Source organism: Rhizobium sp. CF122, from assembly GCF_000282035.1.
Taxonomy (GTDB): Bacteria; Pseudomonadota; Alphaproteobacteria; order Rhizobiales; family Rhizobiaceae; genus Rhizobium.
Genome location: NZ_AKKA01000009.1, coordinates 144,510 through 164,104, shown reverse-complemented (window position 1 = coordinate 164,104; position 19,595 = coordinate 144,510). Strand labels below are relative to the sequence as shown.

The window sequence follows — 19,595 nt, the reverse complement described above, 5'->3', positions numbered from 1 at the left end:
AAGCCGCCGATATTGGCGGGAGCAGAAACGGCCGATCCTGCTGCCATAGGCTGCGCGTTCAGAGCCTGCGCAGGCTGAGAGCCCGATACATTCGCCACCATGGGATCGCGATAGCCGGGTTGGGCAGGCGTGGTTGCGGCGGCTTGCTGCGCTACTGCTGCCGGTTCGACTGGGGCGACGACGGCCGCGGCATCGGCAGCCTTCTTGTCCGACATGCAGCCGGTGAGCAGCAGCGTCGCCGATGTGGCGATCAGCAGGGCAGGTCCGAAAGGTAACCGCTTTTCAACAGCGAGCACGCGAGCATTCTCCAGAGGATGGCGAAAGCCGCGCCAAAATCGCGTCGTTCGCCTTGAGTCGGCTGGAGAGTGCCTGCGCCATTAGCCTGCGGCAAGCGCGATGCGGACACGCAGGTCCGAAATCGCAAAAGCCGCAAGCCTCGCAAAAGCCTCGGCTTACCAGGCGCCGGTATTGCCCATCGAAGCCCAAGGTTCGGCCGTCGGGAGGCTGCCACCTTTCTGCAGAATCTCGATCGAGATACCGTCCGGCGAGCGCACGAAGGCCATGTGGCCGTCGCGCGGCGGCCGGTTGATCGTGATGCCGCTGTCCATGAGCTTCTGGCAGATGGCATAGATGTCGTCGACCTCATAGGCGAGATGACCGAAATTGCGCCCGCCGGTATAGTCTTCGGTATCCCAGTTGTAGGTCAATTCCAGGCAGGGCGCGCCCTTGGCGCCGGCCTCGGCCTTGTCGCCGGGAGCTGCAAGAAAGACGAGAGTGAAGCGGCCCTTCTCGTTCTCTGTGCGCCTGACTTCTTCGAGGCCGAAGAGCGTGGTGTAAAAATGCAGGGAGGCGTCCAGATCTTTCACGCGGACCATGGTGTGGAGATAACGCATTCTATTTCCTCTCTAATGCGGGGCGTTGGATTCTTATGTGGCGGAACACCAGCTTCGGGCAAGACAGCGGGGTATGATCGGCAATTGGGAATAATCGAAAAGTAGGACTTGCGCTAATCCGTTACCAACATGTTAATCTTGATCTCAAGAATCAGTTAACCGTAACAGTGTGACGCGTATTGAGGGGCTGGCGACATGGCTGACAGGATTTCATCGAAGGAATTCACCGACCTCGATCAACTCGCGGGGGAAGCGGTCGACCTCATTGAAATCACTGGCGTCGTCAAGTGGTTCGACGTGGCCAAGGGCTTCGGTTTCATTGTCCCGGACAACGGCATGCAGGATGTCCTTCTTCATGTGACCTGCCTGCGCCGAGACGGCTACCAGACAATTCTCGAAGGTACACGGATCGTCGCGCTGATCCAGCGCCGTGAACGCGGCTATCAGGCATTCAAGATTCTCTCCATGGATCAGTCGACGGCCGTACATCCTTCGATGCTGCCGCCGGTTCGCACGCATGTGCAGGTGACGGCGACGAGCGGGCTTGAGCGCGCGCTGGTCAAGTGGTTCAACCGCACCAAGGGCTTCGGCTTCCTGACGCGCGGCGAAGGCACGGAAGACATTTTCGTCCACATGGAAACGTTGCGCCGGTTCGGTCTCACCGAGTTGCGCCCGGGTCAGGTTGTGCTCGTGCGTTACGGCGATGGCGACAAGGGCTTGATGGCTGCCGAGATCCATCCAGACGTGCCGAGCCCGGTGAGCCGCGCGCACTGATGCGTATGCCCGCCCATTGGATCAGAAGCGCCCTTGCGGCGCTTTTTTTCATCATTGCCCGTCCGGCTCTTTCCCAAGAGCCGATGACCTTTGACAAGGAACCGTTGATCATTCAGACGGCTTCCGGCAAGCGACTGAACTTCATCGTCGAGATCGCCGACACCAACGAACAGCGCCAGCGTGGCCTCATGTATCGCAAGGAGATGGCCGAAGACGCCGGCATGATCTTCGATTTCGGCGTTTCGCGGCGGGTGCAGATGTGGATGGACAACACCATCCTGCCGCTCGATATGCTGTTTGTCGATTCGACGGGCACGGTCCGCAGCATAAAGCAGAACGCGGTGCCGTACTCACGAGACATCATCGATTCGATGACGGAGGTGAAGTACGTGATCGAACTCAATGCCGGCGTGACAGCCAAGCTCGGCATTAAGCCCGGCGACAAGGCGATGAGCGCAACGACCACAAGGAAGAAGTAGAAGGGCGCCCATCGGAGCGCCTGTTCTTTGCCGTGTAATCTCTGCAGCCTGGGTGGCGGCTAGAACTTGACGCCGATGCCCGCCGAAACGATTTGCTCGTCGAGATCGACGTCGGTTCCCTGGATCTCTTCGTCGCTGTAATCGTTGTAGCGATATTCTGCCCGACCGAAGAGGTTGTCGGTAAAGGCGTAGTCGAGGCCTGCACCGACCGTCCAGCCGTTGAAGGTCTTGTCCGCATCGCCGGCAGGCGTATCGATGGTGGCACGCGTGGTGGCCCAGCCCGCTGTGGCGAAGATCAGGGCGCGGTCGACGGCATAGCCGACGTGGCCGACGACTGAGCCGGAGAGATCTGTACCTGCCTCTGTTGGCGTGCCAAAGACAATCAGATCCTTCTTGTTCCAATTGTAGGAAAGATCGCCCTCAATACCGACGACGATGGTATCCATCTGATAGTTCGCGCCGACGAAGCCGCCGACCAGGCCGCCGTTGAAATCCTCGGAAGAACTGGCGCCGGGTATGCTGAAATCGCTGTTCAGGAAACCTATGCCGCCGCGCAGGCCAGCATAGGGTCCGGTCCAGCTGAAAACTGGGGCAGGTGCAACGGGCATCTCTGGGACATCGAGTGCAAGGTCCGCGGCGCAAACCGGCAGGGCAAGTGCGGTCACGACGAGAGTGAGTGAAATCCGCAAGAACGACATACTGAGACTCCCCGTAGAGTTAACAAAGTGCAGCTGAATATGGTGAATGATACCTTATGCCGCCTTAACAACGGGTTTCTGCGCAATTTTCGCGCGTTAGTACCATTGCTGCTCCGGAGCGAGCCAAGAACATGTGCTTTAGCGGGGAGGCAAAAAGCCGCAGCAATTCTCGCTCGGAGGCCAGGCCGCGATCGTTGGTCATGCCGTGAATTTAGGGAAAGATGATCGGAGTGGAGAGATTCGAAATTGAAAAATATAAATTAAAGCAGTGAGTAATGGAATTTTTGTAACGTTGTGACGGTCGTCGTTTTGTAACGCCGTTCCACTTATCCACAGGGCGGCGTTGACTGACCGGGCAGGCTGAGGGTGATGCTCTCGATCACAGCGCCGGTCTCTTTCGAGCTTTCCGCAAGCGCTCTCTGAGCGGCGGCTAGCTCCTCACCGGATTTCTTCAGGACCCGCAACAGGGCTTCACGCGGGGCGCGGCGTGCGCGCTCCATTGCGGTTAGGGTTTTCGCCAATCCGTTGCCGTCACTCGCCATCGCCAAACCACCTCTCACGGTAGGCGTCGGCAACGCTGGTCACGCCATAGGGCGCTAGGGATGAAAATGCTTGCAGAACCAGTTCGGGTCCGAGCGGCCTGGCAACCTTGATCTTTTGCCACGGTCTATCCGCCTAGCTGACAGAAGCCAACAAATCCCACAGACAGAAGCGGACTCTCAAGCAACTCATCCTGATCGGCTGAACTTGTGCTACGAGGGTTTCTATTAGTTCTTACGACCCACGTGGTCTTCAGTCTTCTGCGGCTGCTCGCCCATGGCCTGCACGGCGAATTCGACGTCGACCACTCCGGCCTTCTCGAACACCAGGGTCCCGGCGAACTTCTCCCCCTCCGCAGGCCGCTCGACGGCTTCACGAACATTATGTGGTCCCGATGGGCTCAAGCTTCACCGTCTCTCCCGGTCCGATGACCACCGTCCTTCAGGGGGCGGATCTTTGCGGCGGCGTTCTCGGACCTTGGTGAGCGCGTAGTCGCGTCGACGGCAGAGCTCGATAGCGGGGCGAGCGAAAACGCCAACATTTCATCTCGCCGCGGCGCCCGCTGTCATGAAATGGGTTACCCGCGAACGCCCGGTCATCGACCGTATAGCATGTCCCTGGCTGATTGCCCGGTTCATCGACGAAGGAGCCCGAATTCCTGTTTGTCCCGCCTGACCAGGTGATCCGGATCGCCAATGAGACCGGGGCGACACCCTATGATGTGCCGGATGTCGAATTCACGCATGTCGGCGACGGCGGTAGCTTCGATACTCTCGTCTCGAAATACGACCTCGACCGCGACCACGCCATCGTGACGATTGCCGCGATGGTGCGGGGCGCCGACACCGATCGGCACGATCTCACGCCGCAATCGGCGGGACTTCTGGCAATTTCAATGGGGCTGCGGGACATGACTTCCGACGATCACGAGGTGCTGAAGCCGGCGTCCGCGTGACGTCAATGCTCGCGGCCGGGCGCGAAGCAACTTTGATTGACGCCTCCTGCTCCCTCCGAGAAACGCAGAAAAGAGGCCCGGCAAAGTAACCCCACGTGGTGTCCACCGCCTCGAGCCCAATCGGCCGACGAATACGATCTTCAATGGAAGGAATATCGCATGCGCAACTTGACCCGCCTCGCAGTTCGAATTGCAGCCGCCGCTGTCGCCACTCCGTCGTTGGCTGCCGATCCTGATTGGAGCAATGTCGGAAAGGCGCTCGGCAAAGCGGGCTCGTCGCAGCCCGGCGGCGTCTACCGGGTTGGCCTGCCCCGGACCGACCTGAAGGTATCTCTCAATGGCGTAGCGCTGAATCCAGGCTTTGCGCTTAGCGGGTGGTTCGAACCGACGGGGAAGCAGGCAATGCTGATGGGTGACATCGTTCTCACGCAGGACGAGGTGAACCCGGTCATGAAGAAACTCGAAGACGGTGGGATTGAGATTACGGCGGTGCACAATCACTCGCTGCGCGCAGAACCGATGACGCTCTATATGCATGTCTTCGCGCAGGGTGATCCCGTCACCATCGCCACGACGCTTCATGCCGCCCTTGCTCTGAGCAAGGCGCCGATGGAAAGCGCCCCCTCATCGGCGTCGCAGCCGCAAGCGACCACCCAGCAGATCGATCTCGACACGGCGGCCGTCGACGAGGCTATTGGATACAGGGGCAAGGCCAATGGCGGGGTCTACCAGTTCAGCATCCAGCGCGCTGGACCGGTTAAGGAACTCGGCATGGAAGTGCCAGAATCGATGGGTTCGGTGATCGCGATCAACTTCCAACCGACAGGCGGCGGCAAAGCGGCGATCACCGGTGATTTCGTATTGGCCGCAACGGAGGTCAATCCGGTCATCAAGACAATGCAAAAGAACGGCATAGAGGTAACGGCGTTGCATAGCCACATGCTCAACGAGGAGCCGCGGCTGTTCTTCATGCATTTCTAGGCAAATGACGACGCGCAGAAGTTGGCGAAGGGCCTGCACGCGGTCCTTGATAACGTTGCCGTCAAGAAGAGCTAATTAGTCTTGCCCAGCGCCTGCGGCTAGCGGCCAATCCCAAACCTAAGTTTGGATTACAGGCGTTTGAGGGTGGTTGTAGGGTTGCTGGAGCCGCCACCAAGGAGCGCTCGAAAGTGACACTTTCGGAAACATAGGTTCGAGCGCCGGATCCATGACGGTATGTGACATCCGCGTCCTACCGGGTGGAGAGTGACAGGCTAGTCTTCACGCAAAACAGGAGCGCGTCATGTCGCAGGCCGAAACAACACCCCGTATGAATCCGCAGCAGACAAATAGCAGCTTGGAAAACACCTTTCATCTCGGCAAGCCAGGAACTGGCGAGTTGGTTCCATCGCGCTACGCGCTGCGGATCGGCGAAATCGATGTCCTGGTGGTCAGCGACGGGGTGCTGCCGCTGCCAACCAAGATGTTGGGACACAATGCCGACGCCGCGGACCGGGCCGCCTGGCTGGACGACATGTTCCTGCCGCCGGACGCTTATGATTGGGCGCTGAACGTGGTCGTGGTGCGCAGCGGCGAGCAGACCATACTCATCGACGCTGGGCTAGGGTTGGACCCGGACCTGAACTTGCCGCGGGCCGGGCAGTTGATCAAGCGGCTGGAGGCAGCCGGCATCGATCTTGCGTCCGTGACCGACGTGGTGCTTACCCACATGCACATGGACCACATTGGCGGGCTGCTCATCGACGGGGTGAAGGACAGCCTGCGTCCGGACCTGCGCATCCACGTGGCGGCCGCCGAAATCAAGTTCTGGGAGGCTCCCGATTTTTCTCACGTCTCCATGCCGCCGGGGTTCCCGGACGCGCTTCGGGCGGCCGCCAAGCAGTTCTCGAAGGAGTACCGTGGTCAGCTACGGCTATTCGATGAGGAACACGAGGTGGCACCGGGGGTAGTCGTCCATCGCACCGGCGGCCACACTCCAGGGCACAGCGTGGTCCGCCTGGCGTCCGGCGGCGAACGACTGACCTTCGCCGGCGACGCCGTGTTCGCGGTCGGGTTCGAACACCCCGACTGGTACAACGGCTTCGAACATGACCCCGAGGAGGCAGCCCGCGTCCGGGTGCGTCTCTTGCGGGAGTTGGCGGCGAACGGTGAACTGCTGGTGGCCACTCATCTACCGTTCCCGTCCGTCGGCCATGTGGCGGTCACCGGCGACCACTTTCGTTGGGTGCCAGTCTTCTGGGACTACTGACCGCTTGTTGGGTTAGGGCCGAACTAGACGACTGCATGCGTTTGAACAGCCATTCGATCGCTGCCTCATCGCCTGTATCCTCGCCGACTTAGACCTCGGTTTTCAGTACCGCTAGCAGATCGGATCATCTCGCGCCCGCGCCGCGCCGGCTTGTTCTCCGGCAGCGCGGGTGCATCTGTTCGAGATCAGCCAGCCTTTAGACGACGGCCCTTTTCATCAGTCTGGTTCGGCCTCGCGCCCAAATTCGTCCGAGCCCGTGATCAACGAAAATCAAAAAGTGGCGCGCGTCCTCAACCTCGGCCGAGCACAAGAGATCCGAGGATTATCCACTCTGAGCGGATAATCTTTAAAGTGAGAGAGGAATTATAAATTGCTGCGACATAGGGCACTTAGGACGTGAGAGATTGCTCGCGAGCGATGATCGCAGGAGATGGCAATGGTTGAACTACCCCGTAAGGAAGAATTCGAGTCCACGGATCCCGGCATAAACGGAGACGATCCCGCAGCAACACCCGCCGAACAGGTCGCGTCCACGCCTGTTGCCGCTCCCCGCCGGAAATCTGCCGTCAAGAAGGGTGTGCTTGCCTTGGTCCTGCTAGCCGGAGGGGCGTATGGCGTCCACTTCGGCCACCACTACTGGACCGTCGGCCGATTTATCGAGTCCACCGATAACGCCTATGTAAAGGCAGACTACACGACGGTTGCTCCGAAGGTGGCCGGCTACGTCAAGGAGGTGCTCGTTAATGACAACGACGCCGTAACTGCAGGGCAGGTTCTTGCGCGGATCGACGATCGTGACTTCCAGGTGGCACTGAATCAGGCGCGGGCCGACGTGAAGGCGTCGGAGGCTGCGATCACGAATATCGACGCGCAGATCGAACTGCAGAGATCAGTCATCGGTCAGGCTCAGGCGTCGGTCGATGCATCGAATGCTTCGCTTGTCTTTGCAAAGTCCGAGGCCCAGAGGAATACGCGCCTGATCAGCACCGGGGCGGGGACGCAGTCGCGTGCGGAACAGAGCCGCTCTCTGATGGATCAGGCGACCGCCGCAGTCCAACGCGACCAGGCTGCGTTGATCGCCGCGCACGACAGGGTGCCGGTTCTCAAGAGCCAGCGCGACCAGGCGGTCGCTCAACGGGAACGAGCCGCCGCAGCCGCACAACAGGCCGAACTGAACCTCTCTTACACGAGTATCGTCGCAGCGGTCGACGGAACAGTCGGCGCACGCTCGATCCGCGTTGGACAGTATGTCACCGCTGGCACGCAGTTGATGGCGGTGGTGCCCCTGCATTCAGTCTATGTCGTTGCCAACTTCAAGGAAACGCAACTCACCTACGTTCGGGCGAGGCAGCCGGTGGACATCAAGGTGGATAGCTTTCCAGGCCTCGAAGTGAAAGGGCACGTGGACAGCGTCTCGCCAGCGAGCGGCCTCGAGTTCTCCCTGCTTCCCCCGGACAATGCGACGGGCAACTTCACGAAGATCGTCCAGCGAATCCCGGTGAAGATCATCATCGATGACGAAGCCCGCGCGGCTCAGCTCCGGTCCGGAATGTCCGTAGAGCCGGAAATCAACACAAGACTCGCGCGGCTCTCGGAAGCGAAGTAACGGGGCGCTGGCGGGTAACCGTCTCTCTTCTCCGATCACAGAAATACCGTGGTGACGATTCCGCAACTGCGGAAGGAGCAATGTCATGGCTACACTCAAGCTCGTAGCGAACAACAAAGAGCCGCCGCAAGCTGCATCGTCTCAATCCGCCAAAACCGGGATGAGCCCTCTCCGGATGTGGTGCGCGGTCGTCGGATCGACCTTGGGCGCATTCATGGCCGTCCTCAATATCCAGATCGTCAACGCGTCGCTCGCCGACATTCAGGGTGCGATCGGTGCCGGCAAGGATGACGGCGGCTGGATCTCGACTTCATATCTCATTGCGGAAATCGTGGTCATCCCCCTCAGCGGCTGGCTCGCTCAGGTCTTCTCCCTCCGGAAGTATCTCCTGACCAACGCCCTCCTGTTCCTGGTCTTTTCCGTTGCTTGTGCGTTCGCCACAAACCTCGAACAGATGATCGTGCTCCGTGCCATCCAGGGCTTTGCTGGGGGTGTCCTGATCCCCATGGCCTTCACGATTATCATCACGTTGCTGCCGAAACCGAAGCAACCGATCGGACTGGCACTCTTTGCGCTTTCGGCCACGTTCGCTCCAGCGATCGGGCCGACCATTGGCGGATATCTGACAGAGAATTACGGCTGGGAATTCATCTTCTACGTGAACCTCGTCCCCGGCTTGCTGATGGTCGCTCTGCTCTGGGCCTCGCTAGACGAAGCTCCTATGAATCTAGGCCTGCTTGCCAAAGGGGACTGGCCCGGCATCGCCACCTTGGCGATCGGCCTTGCCGCCCTTCAAACGGTGCTGGAGGAGGGCAACAAGGAAGATTGGTTCGGATCCGAGTTCATCGTCAAGCTCTCGATCGTCGCCGCAGTCTCTCTGACGCTTTTCCTGATCATCGAGTTCAAGACCGCTAACCCGCTTCTGAATCTGAGGCTCCTCGCGCGCCGTAACTTCGGCTTCGGCATCTTGGCGAATACTATGCTCGGCATCGCGCTCTATGGGTCTGCGTTCGTGCTGCCGATCTATCTGGCGAGAATCCAGGGCTACAATTCAGAACAGATCGGCATGGTGCTTGCCTGGACCGGTATCCCGCAGCTAATTCTCATTCCGCTCGTTCCCAAGCTGATGAAGCTGATCGACGTCCGGTTGCTGATCGCCATTGGCTTCGCCCTCTTCGCTGCCTCGAATTTCATGAACGTCCACATGACCGGAGACTATGCGGCCGACCAGCTTTTCTGGCCGAATGTCATCCGTGCCATCGGGCAAGCCCTTGTCTTCGCGCCGCTCTCGGTCGTTGCGACTGCTGGCATCGAACAGGAGAATGCAGGCTCCGCATCGGCGTTGTTCAACATGATGCGCAACCTCGGTGGCGCGGTTGGAATCGCCTCGCTTCAGACCTTCATATCGAAGCGTGAGCAGTTCCATTCCAATATCCTCACGAACTCGATCAGCATCTTCGAAGAAGCCACGCGAAATCGCGTCGCCAAACTGACAAATTACTTCATGAATCACGGCGTCAGCGACCAGGCCACGGCTACTCACAAAGCCATTGTCGCCATTGCGTCCAGCGTGCGTAAGCAGGCCAACATCATGGCCTTCAGCGATGCGTTCTTTCTGCTTGGCGTGGGCCTCGTCGTCGCTTTATTCGCAACGCTTCTCCTCAAAAAACCAAGCGGCCAGATGTCTGGTGGCGGCGCACACTGAACAGCAATTCTCAAGGAGATCACCATGAACACGATCACACGAGAACCGATTTCCCGGAGACACCGCGGGAGCGTCGGGCCCAATGTCGATCCTGGCTCCATCCTTGCCGTCCTGGAATGGCTCGCCGGCGACGAGTGCCATTCGATCGACGAAGCCGGCTTGGTTGCGGGTCTGGGTCTCAGGCTACGACAGATCGGCCTCCCGATCGACAGACTTACGCTCCATCTGATGACCCTTCATCCCGAGATCCTCGGCCGAACGGTCGCATGGGCTCCATCCGAACCCGTCGAAATCCATGACAGGGATCACGGGATCAAGGTCGAGTTCGCCTCCAGTGCACTGGTCAAGGCGATGGAGACACGTGAGCCGATGATCGTCGATGCGGGCGACAGAGACTCCCCATGGCAGCATATCGACGTCTTCGCGGGACGGAACCTCGTCCAGCTCATGATCGCGCCGCTGTGCAATGTCGATGGGCCGGTGAGTGCGGCGGGATTTGGGACGAAGCGGCCAGGCGGCTTCACGCTGTCCGAAATCCGTGTCATCGAGCGGATCCTGCCTTCGTTGCGCAATACCTGCGAAATGCGGGTCATGCGTCACGCCGAGCTGTCCCTGCTCGATACATACATCGGGCCGATGACGGCTCAACGAATCCTCGCCGGCAAAATCCGGCAGGGCGAGATCGAGACGATGCAGGCAGCACTTCTGCTTTGCGACATGAAGGGATTCACCGAACTCTCGAATCGCCTGCCTGACGAAAAGGTGCGGGAACTGCTCAACGCCTACTTCGATGCGGTGATCCCTGCGATCACGGGCAACGGCGGGGAAGTGCTGAAGTTCATGGGGGATGCGGCACTCGCATTCTTCCCGACATCCGACGCTGTGGTTGCGTGTCGACACGCGTTGGCAGCAACCGCTGAGATCTTCGCCAATCTTGCCGGATTCGAACAGAACGGTGCCCGCGTCGATGCAACAGTGGGATTGCACTATGGCAAGGTGAGCTATGGGAACATCGGCTCCGGACGGAGGCTGGATTTCACGGTCATCGGTTCGGACGTCAATCTGCTCAGCAGGATACAGACTGCCTGCGGGGGGCTCGGAAAGTCGGTTCTCATGTCTGACACGTTCCGCCGTAGCTCCGGGGCCGACAACATTGTCTCCACCAAATTTCACCGCCTGAAGGGTTTTGCCGATCCGATCGAGCTATTCACGATTGCGGAATAGAGAAGGCCTCCCTTCAACCGGTCTCGACTGCCAGTACGGAGGCCGACTGTCCGGCCTGCCGCTCGCTCAACGGATGCGCGATCGGCAACCCATACGGTACGCGGATCAGCCGGACGTCTGTTTTGTCCGGAGACGCTCGGCATAGTTGGCGTCAAGGTTACCTACACTGACCGGTAAGGAGTCTCAAAAGACCCTCGCGAAGCTCGGTTTCGTCCAGTGAGCCGGTAGGGTCGAGCTTCGCCCATGCCGTTCGCCAATCGCAGGATCGCGCTGCGTGCATGACGTTCCGATGCTACAACCGCAACAATCTTTGGCGTCAAATGGGTTTTGGGACGTGCCTACAATCCGTTTTCTGGGCCAGACCGCGTCAACGTAAACCAACGTTGGGCTAGCAGGGGAGATCGCTTCGGGAGCTAAGTACCCGTTGCACTCCCGACGCGAAAACCATGCCTCGTCCTATGGATAGACGCTTGGGGACCTCATCCTCCGGAAGGTCGGGATAAAGCTGCGACGAGCTTTTGCGAGTTGCGTCATCGGCTTCGCCACAGGAGAAAGAAATGAACAAAGCCATACCGATCGTGATCGTGTTGGCCGCCTTGGGAGCTGCCGCCTGGAAGTACGACGTGCCCGCGGCCCTAGGGATTGCGCGTAACGCTGACGAGGAACTGGTCCTCTACGGCAACATCGACATCCGCCAGGTCTCGCTTGCGTTCCGCGTAAATGGTCGCATCGAGGAAGCGATGGTCGATGAAGGCGATGTCATAAAGCGCGGCGATATTCTGGCGCGCCTCGACAAGGATACGTACGATCATGCCGTTAGCTCGGGGGAAGCGAACGTCGCCGCCCTGCGCGCGACGCACGAGAAACTGGTCGTTGGCCCACGTCAGACCGAGATCGCGCAGGCACAGGCCACTCATGACGCAAGCGTGGCGGACCTCGAAAAGGCAAGTTTGGCCTACGACCGGGCGCGGCGACTACGGCCGCAAGGGACCATTTCCGAGGCCGGACTGGACGAGGCAACTGCAGCGAGAGCGATGGCGGCAGCGCGTTCGGATATGACGAAGCAGGCGCTTGCCTTCCTGCAAGAGGGTAGTCGCGTCGAAGACATCGCCACTGCCGCTGCACAGGTGAAAGCAGCGGAGGCCGCACTTCTCACGGCCAGAACTTCTCTATCGGATACCGAGCTGCGCGCACCCAATGACGGCGTCATCCTGTCGCGCATCAAGGAGCCGGGCGCAATCGTATCGTCATCCGATCCGGTGTACGTCCTGTCCCTGACAGCGCCTGTCTGGGTGCGTAGCTACATCGGCGAAGTCGATCTCGGCCGGATCTATCCGGGGATGAAGGTCAAAATCGCGTCCGATACCGATCCTGATAAGACCTACGATGGAACGATCGGCTTCATTTCTCCAGTCGCGGAATTCACTCCGAAGTCCGTGGAGACACCCGAGCTACGTACCGATCTCGTCTATCGACTGCGCGTCGTCATCGACGCGCCCGGCAAGGATCTTCGCCAGGGCATGCCTGTGACGCTTCGCTTGCCGGAAATCAAGGCGGCGACGAAATGAACGTCGTAGCCGAAACCACCCTTGCTGCCGACTTCGTCCGCCTCGACGGTGTGACCAAGCGCTTCGGGCAGGGAAAGCCGGCGCTCGACCAGGTGTCTGGCTCCATTCGTGGCGGTGAGATCACAGGGCTGGTGGGGCCGGACGGTGCTGGAAAGACGACCCTGATCCGCTTGATGACCGGCCTGATGGTGCCGGACAGCGGAGGGGTCGAAGTTCTGGGCTTCGGCACGCGCGAACGCTCGGCCGACATCCAGGCGGCCATCGGCTACATGCCGCAGCGCTTCGGCCTGTATGAGGACCTCTCGGTCCATGAAAACCTCGAGCTCTATGCCGACTTGCGCGGTCTTGCGAAGCAGGACAGGGCGAGCATTTTCGACGAACTGCTCACATTTACCGACCTGAAGCGTTTTTCCACACGCCTGTCCGGAAAGCTCTCCGGAGGAATGAAGCAGAAACTCGGTCTTGCTTGCGCTCTCTTGAAGAAGCCTCGCTTGTTGCTTCTCGACGAGCCTGGCGTCGGCGTCGATCCTATCTCCCGGCGCGACCTCTGGAAGATGGTCGAAGACCTGATCAAGGAGGGCGTGGGCGTCGTCTGGTCGACCGCCTATCTCGATGAAGCGGAGGCCTGTGATCGCGTTCTACTGCTGAACGAGGGCAAGCTGCTGTTCTCGGGCAAGCCGCAGCAAATGACTGATCGGGTTAAGGGTCGCGTGTTCAGGGTGACCGGCGTCTCCGGGCGAAGGCGCACGATGCTGGCAAAGCTGCTCGATGAAGACGGCATTGTCGATGGCGGGATCCAGGGCGAGGCGATAAGGCTGGTAACGACGCCGGGTCGTGAAGCGCGATTTGCGGCCAGTGGCGACGCCAAAGTGGGCCCTGCCGCGCGCCGCTTCGAAGACGCCTTTGTGGACATGCTGGGTGGAGGGCCGGGCGGACGCTCCAGGCTCGCGGAGGCTCAGGCTTCCCTGGTCGCCAGGCGAGAGGGGCCGGTCATCGAAGCCAAAGGACTGGTCAAGCGCTTCGGCGACTTTACCGCAGCCGACAACATCACCTTCGACATTCCGAGCGGTGAGATATTCGGGCTGCTTGGACCGAACGGTGCCGGCAAATCAACCACCTTCAAGATGCTCTGCGGTCTGTTGAAGCCAACGGGCGGCGAGGGACGTGTGGCGGGCTTCGATCTGCGCCGTGATGCCGCGCAGGCGCGCAACCGTCTGGGATACATGGCGCAGAAGTTCTCTCTGTACGGCGATCTGAGCGTTCGGCAGAACCTTCAGTTCTTCGCGGGGGTTTACGGTCTCACAGGTAGCAAGAAGCGTGAGCGTATCGAGTTGATGACGTCGATTTTCGACTTCGGACCGCGCCTGTCGATGTCGGCAAAAGACCTTCCGCTCGGTTTAAAGCAGCGGCTGGCGCTTGCATGTGCGGTGATGCACGAACCGCAGGCCCTGTTTCTCGACGAACCCACCTCGGGTGTCGATCCGATTACCCGGCGCGAGTTCTGGACCCATATCAACGGTCTGGTCGAAAAAGGCGTGACCGTCCTCGTCACGACGCATTTCATGGACGAAGCCGAATACTGCGACCGCATCTCCCTGATCTATCGCGGCCGATCGATCGCTCTCGGCTCCCCGGACGAGCTCAAGGCCAGCGTCGTCACGGCGGAAAACCCCGATCCGACGATGGAAGACGCCTTCATCGCACTCGTGCAAGGCTCGGAAACGAGGGACGCCAAATGACCGGCCACCGCAACGCACCGCAATCGGGCCGCGCCCTTCGATTTGTCGCGCTTGTTCGAAAGGAAAGCCTTCAGGTCATCAGAGATCCGAGCAGCATTCTGATCGCCTTCGTGCTGCCGCTGATCCTGCTCTTCCTGTTCGGCTACGGCATCTCCCTAGACACGAAGGAGACGCGCGTCGGGGTCGTCATCGAGGATGTGACGCCCGTCACCAGCGATCTTGCAGCGAGCTTCCAGGCTTCGCGCTATTTTTCGGTGACGACGGGACGCGACCGCCGCGAATTCGAGGAAGATCTGGTCCTCGCGCGGATTCGAGGCATCATCGTCATCCCGGCTGATTTTACGGACAAATATACGGCCGTAACCCATCCTCAGATCCAGGTGATCGTCGACGGCTCCGATCCAAACACGGCGAATTTCGTGCAGAACTACGTCCAGGGGGCGGTCGCGACGTGGCGGCAGCTTCGACAGTCGGAGACTGCGGCTGATGGACCGCCTATCAAGGTCGAACAGCGTTTCTGGTTCAATCCTGAATTGACGAGCCGCTCCTTTCTCGTTCCCGGCTCCATCGCGATCATCATGACGCTTGTCGGGACCTTGCTGACGTCGCTGGTTGTCGCCCGCGAGTGGGAGCGCGGCACGATGGAGGCGATCATGGCGACCCCTGTTACGGCGATCGAACTCCTCGCTGGCAAGATCCTTCCATATTTCGCGCTCGCGCTCGCATCGATGACGCTGTGTGTCCTTCTCGCGGTGTTCGTTTTCGGCGTCCCGTTTCGCGGCTCCATAGGCGCGCTCTACCTGCTGTCTGCAGTCTTCCTCGTTCCGGCGCTGGGGCAGGGGCTGCTGATCTCGGCAGTGACGAAGAACCAGTTCCTGGCCTCGCAGATGGCGCTGATAACGGCGTTCCTGCCGTCCTTCTTGCTGTCCGGGTTTCTGTTCGAGATCAATTCGATGCCACAAGTCATCCAGTGGATCACCTTCGTGGTGCCCACCCGCTATCTGATCCCTTGTCTGCAGACGGTTTTCCTGGCCGGTGACATATGGCCGATGTTCTTTCGCTCCATCGGAGCAATGTTCCTGATCGGCTCTGTCTTTTTCATCCTCGCTGCCCGCAGCACGCGCAAAGGGATTGCCTGAGATGTGGTGGTCGAGACTGATAGCCCTTGTGGTGAAGGAGTTGCTGGCGGTGCTTCGTGACCCGAAGGGCCGTGCCATTCTGATCGGGCCGCCAATCGTGCAGCTCGTGGTGTTCTCCTATGCGGCGACGCTGGAGGTTCGCAATGTCGACGTGATGCTGCTCAATCGAGATGCAGGACATTGGAGCGAGGAGCTTGTCGCACGTATCCAGGGGTCGCCACGTTTCAGGCAGGTCATGCTCACGGACAGTCCGCAGGCGGTACGCGAGGCGATCGACCGCCAGAGGGTGACGGCCGCCATAACCGTCGGCCCGGATTTCTCTCGTGCTATCGAAGCCGGTGAGCCCGCGGATCTGCAGGTTCTGTTGGACGGACGTCGCTCGAATGCTGCCCAGATCGTTTCCGGCTACATCACCCAGATCGTGCTCGGCCTGGCAGCCGAGACACCGGCGGGCCAGCGGAAGGCGGCGACAGTGATAGAAACCGTACCGCGCTATTGGTTCAATCCAAACCTGATCTATCAGTGGTTCATGGTACCCAATCTCATTGCCAACATCGCGCTTCTGATCGGACTGATTGTGACCGCGCTGTCCATTGCGCGCGAGCGGGAGCTCGGCACCTTCGACCAGTTGATGGTCTCTCCGCTCCGCACGCATGAGATCGTGATCGGCAAGCTCACCCCGCCGATGCTGATCGGGCTCTTTCACATGACCGTCTACATTCTCGCGGCTGTCTTCATCTTCGCGGTTCCGTTGCGCGGATCGCTCATCCTGCTTTACGCAAGTTCGCTGTTCTATCTCGCCTCGATCGCAGGGATCGGTCTTTTCATCTCCGCGCTGTCGATGACCCAGCAACAGGCGATCCTCGGCGCATTTCTCTTTCTTGTCCCCGCGACGCTTCTATCCGGCTTCGCGACACCCATCGAAAACATGCCGGATTGGCTACAACCGATCACGGTCGTCAATCCGTTGCGGTACTTTCTCGTCATCGTGAAAGGCATATTCCTGAAGGACATTCCGTTGTCCGAAGTGGTGCGGCAGACGTTGCCCCTCGTGGCGATTGCCATCGTGACGCTGGGTGCGGCGTCTTGGCTGTTCCGACGCCGCCTCGAGTGATCGTCCAAATTCCCGAAAGCCGTCGCTACTAGGCCGGTCAACGGCTTGGTCTGCTTGCGATCGTGTGGTACTGAACGGTACCGCACTTCCTTTTTCAGAGAGTTCTTTTGAAAACGCCTGCCCATAATGCACTGTCACCAAAAGAGGAAAGCAGGCGAGAGGAGATCATCGCCGCCTCCGCCTCGGTCTTTTTCGAGAAAGGGTTCTCCCGGACGTCGATGGACGATGTAATAGCGATCATCGGCGGCTCCAAAAGGACCCTTTACAGGTATTTCCCGAGCAAAGACGAACTGTTTTTTGCGGTGGTGACAGGTGTCGCTGACCGCACGATGGAAGGGCTTAAGGTCAAGCATAATCGCGACCTTCGTCAAACCTTGATGACTTTTGGAGAAGGCTATCTGCGCACCGTCATTTCGCCGGACGGCTTGTCGCTGTTCCGCGCCGTCAGCTCTGAAGCGCCACATCTACCGAAACTCGGGGAACGATTTCTACAAGACTCGACGAACCGCGTTTCGCAACTCTTGGCGGACTATTTTGAAGAACAGAACCAGCGCCAACCTGCGGAGCCGATCGGTAACCCCAAACTGGCTGCAGGGCAGTTTCTGGCTCTCGTCCGGGGGCAGATCCACTTCGCTGCCCTGCTAGGGGGGCCAATTCCGAGTGGGAGGGATCTCGTCATTGTGGTGAGCCAGGCAGTCGAGACATTTCTTCACGGCGCGGTCAGCAGGAAATGACCGATTGAGACGTCCTAGCGATAACTTGTGAGTTTGTGGGCCATTTGACAGGTACGGTATAGTACCGTACCTGTCACCCAAGCAGTCAGACGCCGAAGCGTAGTCGCGCGACGGTCGGATCTGGCTTGCGCCGATAACCGATTGAGCGGCATCGCCTTCTACCTGGGTGGCCGCCCATCCAGATCGTGAGGTATCATGGATCACGCGCCAAACTCCAAGTCGGCAACACCAGTCGATCCGCTCCAGGCGTCGGTAGCCGATATGACGAGCGAGCGCGTCATCGTTTACAATGCGGATCGCAGGATCCTCCATTGGAATTTGGCCTCGCAAACTACCTACGGATGGGCGGAAACCGAAGTTATCGGCAGGCGGCTGGCTGAGTTCGTCGGCGAAGACGGCGTCGATTGGTCTGCGGTCGTCGCAAAGAGCCTATGGCAGGGCAGGGCTCGTAGAAAGACCGCGGCCGGCGAATTCGTTGAGCTGCGGCTAGGCGTCCAGGTACATCGTGATCAGGCAGGGGCGATCCTCAGCATCGTCGAAAGCGGTCGTCTCGCCGCCACTCCCGAAGCCACCAGCGAGCCTTGCCTGCAGATCGACCCTCAGGTCTATCGGGAGCTGAAGGGCAGCGAAACGCGCTATCGTAATCTGATCAACAACGTGCCGCTCCCACTCTGGCAGATAGATGCGCGGATGATGATCGAGGCCTTTGAAGGACTGAAAGCGTCGGGAGTTGGCGATATCGTTGGTCATTGCAAAGAAACGCCGGGGTGCGTGGAGCTGGCCAAGGAGTCGGTCCTCGTGACGGGCGTCAACGACAGCGCGATCAGGCTGCTGAATGCTTCCGGGAAAGGAGAACTCCTGGGGCCTGTTCGATATCTGTTTTCCGCTAGCCCGGAAACCGCCACGCGCATCATCGCGGCCCGCTTCAACGAGGGCTGCAATTATATCGAGGAGATGAAACTCCGCGCTTTCGATGGCCGGCTCCTCGATGTCCTGCTCTTCGTGACGTTCCCTCAAACACCTGACAACCCGGACCTCGCGCTGATCATGATGGTCGATGTCACGGCACAGCGCAGAGCCGAGCGGCAGCTCCGCAAAGTCGAATCGGATTTCGCGCATGCGGCTCGTGTTTCGACGCTTGGTGAGCTGGTCACGACGATTGCGCACGAGGTGCGGCAACCCCTGTCGGTGATCGTCACCGATGCAGACACCGGAACACGGTGGCTGGATCGCGACGAGCCGAACATTGCCAAGGTGAAGGCGATCATGGCAAGAATCATGGAGAACTCGCGCCGAGCCAACCAGGTGATCAGCCGTATCCAGGACATGACCGTCAAGCGGGATCCTGTGCGACAGCAAGTCGAGGTCAATGCCGTTGTCGAAGAGGCTTTGGCTATCGTGGCGGCTGAAAGTCAGGTCCAAGCCATTGCCGTTTCATCATGGCTCGATGATCGGCTTCCTATTGTCTTGGGTGACCGCATCCAGCTCCAGCAGGTGGTCGTAAACCTGTTGCTCAACAGTATACAAGCCATCTCCGTCTCCGCCCCAGAAATGCGAGAGATCTTCGTCGAAACTTCGATCGACGAACGAGGAACCATGACCCTGTCTGTACGCGATACCGGCGGAGGCATTCCTTCCGGGCATCTTGATCGGATCTTCAATGGCTTCTTCTCGACGAAAACGGACAGCATGGGGATTGGCCTGGCGATATGTCGATCCATCGTCGATGACCATGGCGGCACGATCAGCGTGGCCAATGGCGTCAAAGGCGCGAATTTTCGGGTCACGCTTCCCATTTCGGTTCCTGACGAAACACCCAACGAATGATTTGGATACTCAGGCTGTGGACCGTCACCGGACCAATGGGTCTGAAGTCGGAGAAATCGTATGCGAGATTGGAACGATCTCCGGCTATTTGTCGCCGTTGGTTGTTCAAGAGGTTTCGCTGCCGCCGAACGGGAACTTGGCACGCCGCGGTCTACGTTCTGCCGTCGGATCTCCGCATTGGAAGAAAGATTGGATGTCCGGCTGATTGACCGTTCGACCCGCCGTTTCTCGGTAACCGACATCGGCTTGCAGTACTTTGAGCGATACCGAGCCATGGCGATCGAAGCACGCGCGGCACAAGAGGTAATTGATCGCACCAAAGCCAAACCTTTAGGGGACGATTGACTTCGCA

At 59.5% G+C, this 19,595-nt stretch carries 19 protein-coding genes and 1 pseudogene; 16 read left to right on the top strand and 4 right to left on the bottom strand.

Features of this window, described 5'->3' with window-relative positions; genetic code table 11:
* Both PMI09_RS02610 and gloA read right to left on the bottom strand, forming a co-directional pair.
* Positions 1 to 296, bottom strand: a pseudogene (locus PMI09_RS02610) (peptidase M15A); the annotation flags it as partial.
* A gap of 156 nt (positions 297 to 452) precedes the next feature.
* Positions 453 to 893 (bottom strand): lactoylglutathione lyase, encoded by a 441-nt coding sequence (gene gloA, locus PMI09_RS02605; RefSeq protein WP_007788571.1) that lies wholly within the window; start codon positions 891 to 893, stop codon positions 453 to 455.
* Positions 894 to 1,088: 195 nt separating this feature from the next.
* Between gloA and PMI09_RS02600 the strand changes: the two genes are divergently transcribed.
* Together PMI09_RS02600 and PMI09_RS02595 are read left to right on the top strand one after the other, a co-directional pair.
* Positions 1,089 to 1,667 carry a cold-shock protein gene (locus PMI09_RS02600; protein WP_007535143.1) on the top strand — a complete coding sequence of 193 codons (579 nt, stop codon included), beginning with the start codon at positions 1,089 to 1,091 and terminating at the stop codon, positions 1,665 to 1,667.
* Positions 1,667 to 2,146, top strand: coding sequence for a DUF192 domain-containing protein (locus tag PMI09_RS02595; protein WP_007788569.1), 480 nt, complete (start codon positions 1,667 to 1,669; stop codon positions 2,144 to 2,146). Before PMI09_RS02600 ends, PMI09_RS02595 begins: the two co-directional genes overlap by 1 nt.
* Positions 2,147 to 2,205: 59 nt before the next feature.
* On the opposite strand, the gene PMI09_RS02590 is transcribed toward PMI09_RS02595, so the two are convergent.
* Positions 2,206 to 2,844, bottom strand: a complete 639-nt coding sequence (locus PMI09_RS02590; RefSeq protein ID WP_007788567.1) for an outer membrane protein — start codon at positions 2,842 to 2,844, stop codon at positions 2,206 to 2,208.
* Between the two features lie 767 nt (positions 2,845 to 3,611).
* Positions 3,612 to 3,788 carry a hypothetical protein gene (locus tag PMI09_RS31155; RefSeq protein ID WP_157213322.1) on the bottom strand — a complete coding sequence of 59 codons (177 nt, stop codon included), beginning with the start codon at positions 3,786 to 3,788 and terminating at the stop codon, positions 3,612 to 3,614.
* 163 nt (positions 3,789 to 3,951) lie between these two features.
* On the opposite strand from PMI09_RS31155, the gene PMI09_RS32760 reads away from it, so the two are divergent.
* From PMI09_RS32760 to PMI09_RS02515, 14 genes are all read left to right on the top strand, one after another.
* The gene (locus PMI09_RS32760; RefSeq protein ID WP_443216160.1) at positions 3,952 to 4,059 is read left to right on the top strand and encodes a chromate resistance protein ChrB domain-containing protein; all 108 of its coding nucleotides are present in this window, start codon (positions 3,952 to 3,954) and stop codon (positions 4,057 to 4,059) included.
* A complete protein-coding gene (locus tag PMI09_RS02575; RefSeq protein ID WP_007788565.1) occupies positions 4,010 to 4,339 on the top strand; it encodes a chromate resistance protein ChrB domain-containing protein in 330 nt (109 codons plus the stop codon). The genes PMI09_RS32760 and PMI09_RS02575 overlap by 50 nt, the downstream gene beginning before the upstream one ends.
* Before the next feature lie 159 nt (positions 4,340 to 4,498).
* Positions 4,499 to 5,320 (top strand): DUF1259 domain-containing protein, encoded by an 822-nt coding sequence (locus PMI09_RS02570; RefSeq protein ID WP_007788564.1) that lies wholly within the window; start codon positions 4,499 to 4,501, stop codon positions 5,318 to 5,320.
* Between the two features lie 301 nt (positions 5,321 to 5,621).
* Positions 5,622 to 6,587 (top strand): MBL fold metallo-hydrolase, encoded by a 966-nt coding sequence (locus PMI09_RS02565; RefSeq protein ID WP_007788563.1) that lies wholly within the window; start codon positions 5,622 to 5,624, stop codon positions 6,585 to 6,587.
* Between the two features lie 436 nt (positions 6,588 to 7,023).
* Complete coding sequence (locus tag PMI09_RS02560; protein ID WP_007788562.1) at positions 7,024 to 8,193, top strand: HlyD family secretion protein; 1,170 nt, start codon at positions 7,024 to 7,026, stop codon at positions 8,191 to 8,193.
* An 85-nt stretch (positions 8,194 to 8,278) separates the two neighbouring features.
* Positions 8,279 to 9,898: an MDR family MFS transporter gene (locus tag PMI09_RS02555; RefSeq protein ID WP_007788561.1), complete on the top strand. Its 1,620-nt coding sequence runs from the start codon at positions 8,279 to 8,281 to the stop codon at positions 9,896 to 9,898.
* 24 nt (positions 9,899 to 9,922) lie between these two features.
* The gene (locus PMI09_RS02550; protein WP_007788560.1) at positions 9,923 to 11,122 is read left to right on the top strand and encodes an adenylate/guanylate cyclase domain-containing protein; all 1,200 of its coding nucleotides are present in this window, start codon (positions 9,923 to 9,925) and stop codon (positions 11,120 to 11,122) included.
* A 557-nt stretch (positions 11,123 to 11,679) separates the two neighbouring features.
* The gene (gene hlyD / locus PMI09_RS02545) at positions 11,680 to 12,690 is read left to right on the top strand and encodes a secretion protein HlyD (protein WP_007788558.1); all 1,011 of its coding nucleotides are present in this window, start codon (positions 11,680 to 11,682) and stop codon (positions 12,688 to 12,690) included.
* Entirely contained in the window at positions 12,687 to 14,429 is a 1,743-nt protein-coding gene (locus tag PMI09_RS02540) for an ATP-binding cassette domain-containing protein (protein ID WP_007788557.1), read from the top strand. Before hlyD ends, PMI09_RS02540 begins: the two co-directional genes overlap by 4 nt.
* Entirely contained in the window at positions 14,426 to 15,568 is a 1,143-nt protein-coding gene (locus tag PMI09_RS02535; RefSeq protein ID WP_007788556.1) for an ABC transporter permease, read from the top strand. The genes PMI09_RS02540 and PMI09_RS02535 overlap by 4 nt, the downstream gene beginning before the upstream one ends.
* Before the next feature lies 1 nt (position 15,569).
* Complete coding sequence (locus tag PMI09_RS02530) at positions 15,570 to 16,682, top strand: ABC transporter permease (RefSeq protein ID WP_007788555.1); 1,113 nt, start codon at positions 15,570 to 15,572, stop codon at positions 16,680 to 16,682.
* A 107-nt stretch (positions 16,683 to 16,789) separates the two neighbouring features.
* Positions 16,790 to 17,416 carry a TetR/AcrR family transcriptional regulator gene (locus PMI09_RS02525; RefSeq protein ID WP_037081662.1) on the top strand — a complete coding sequence of 209 codons (627 nt, stop codon included), beginning with the start codon at positions 16,790 to 16,792 and terminating at the stop codon, positions 17,414 to 17,416.
* 195 nt (positions 17,417 to 17,611) lie between these two features.
* Positions 17,612 to 19,243, top strand: a complete 1,632-nt coding sequence (locus PMI09_RS02520) for a PAS domain-containing sensor histidine kinase (RefSeq protein ID WP_007788553.1) — start codon at positions 17,612 to 17,614, stop codon at positions 19,241 to 19,243.
* Between the two features lie 60 nt (positions 19,244 to 19,303).
* Positions 19,304 to 19,588, top strand: coding sequence for a LysR family transcriptional regulator (locus tag PMI09_RS02515; protein ID WP_037081660.1), 285 nt, complete (start codon positions 19,304 to 19,306; stop codon positions 19,586 to 19,588).
* Positions 19,589 to 19,595: the final 7 nt, after the last annotated feature.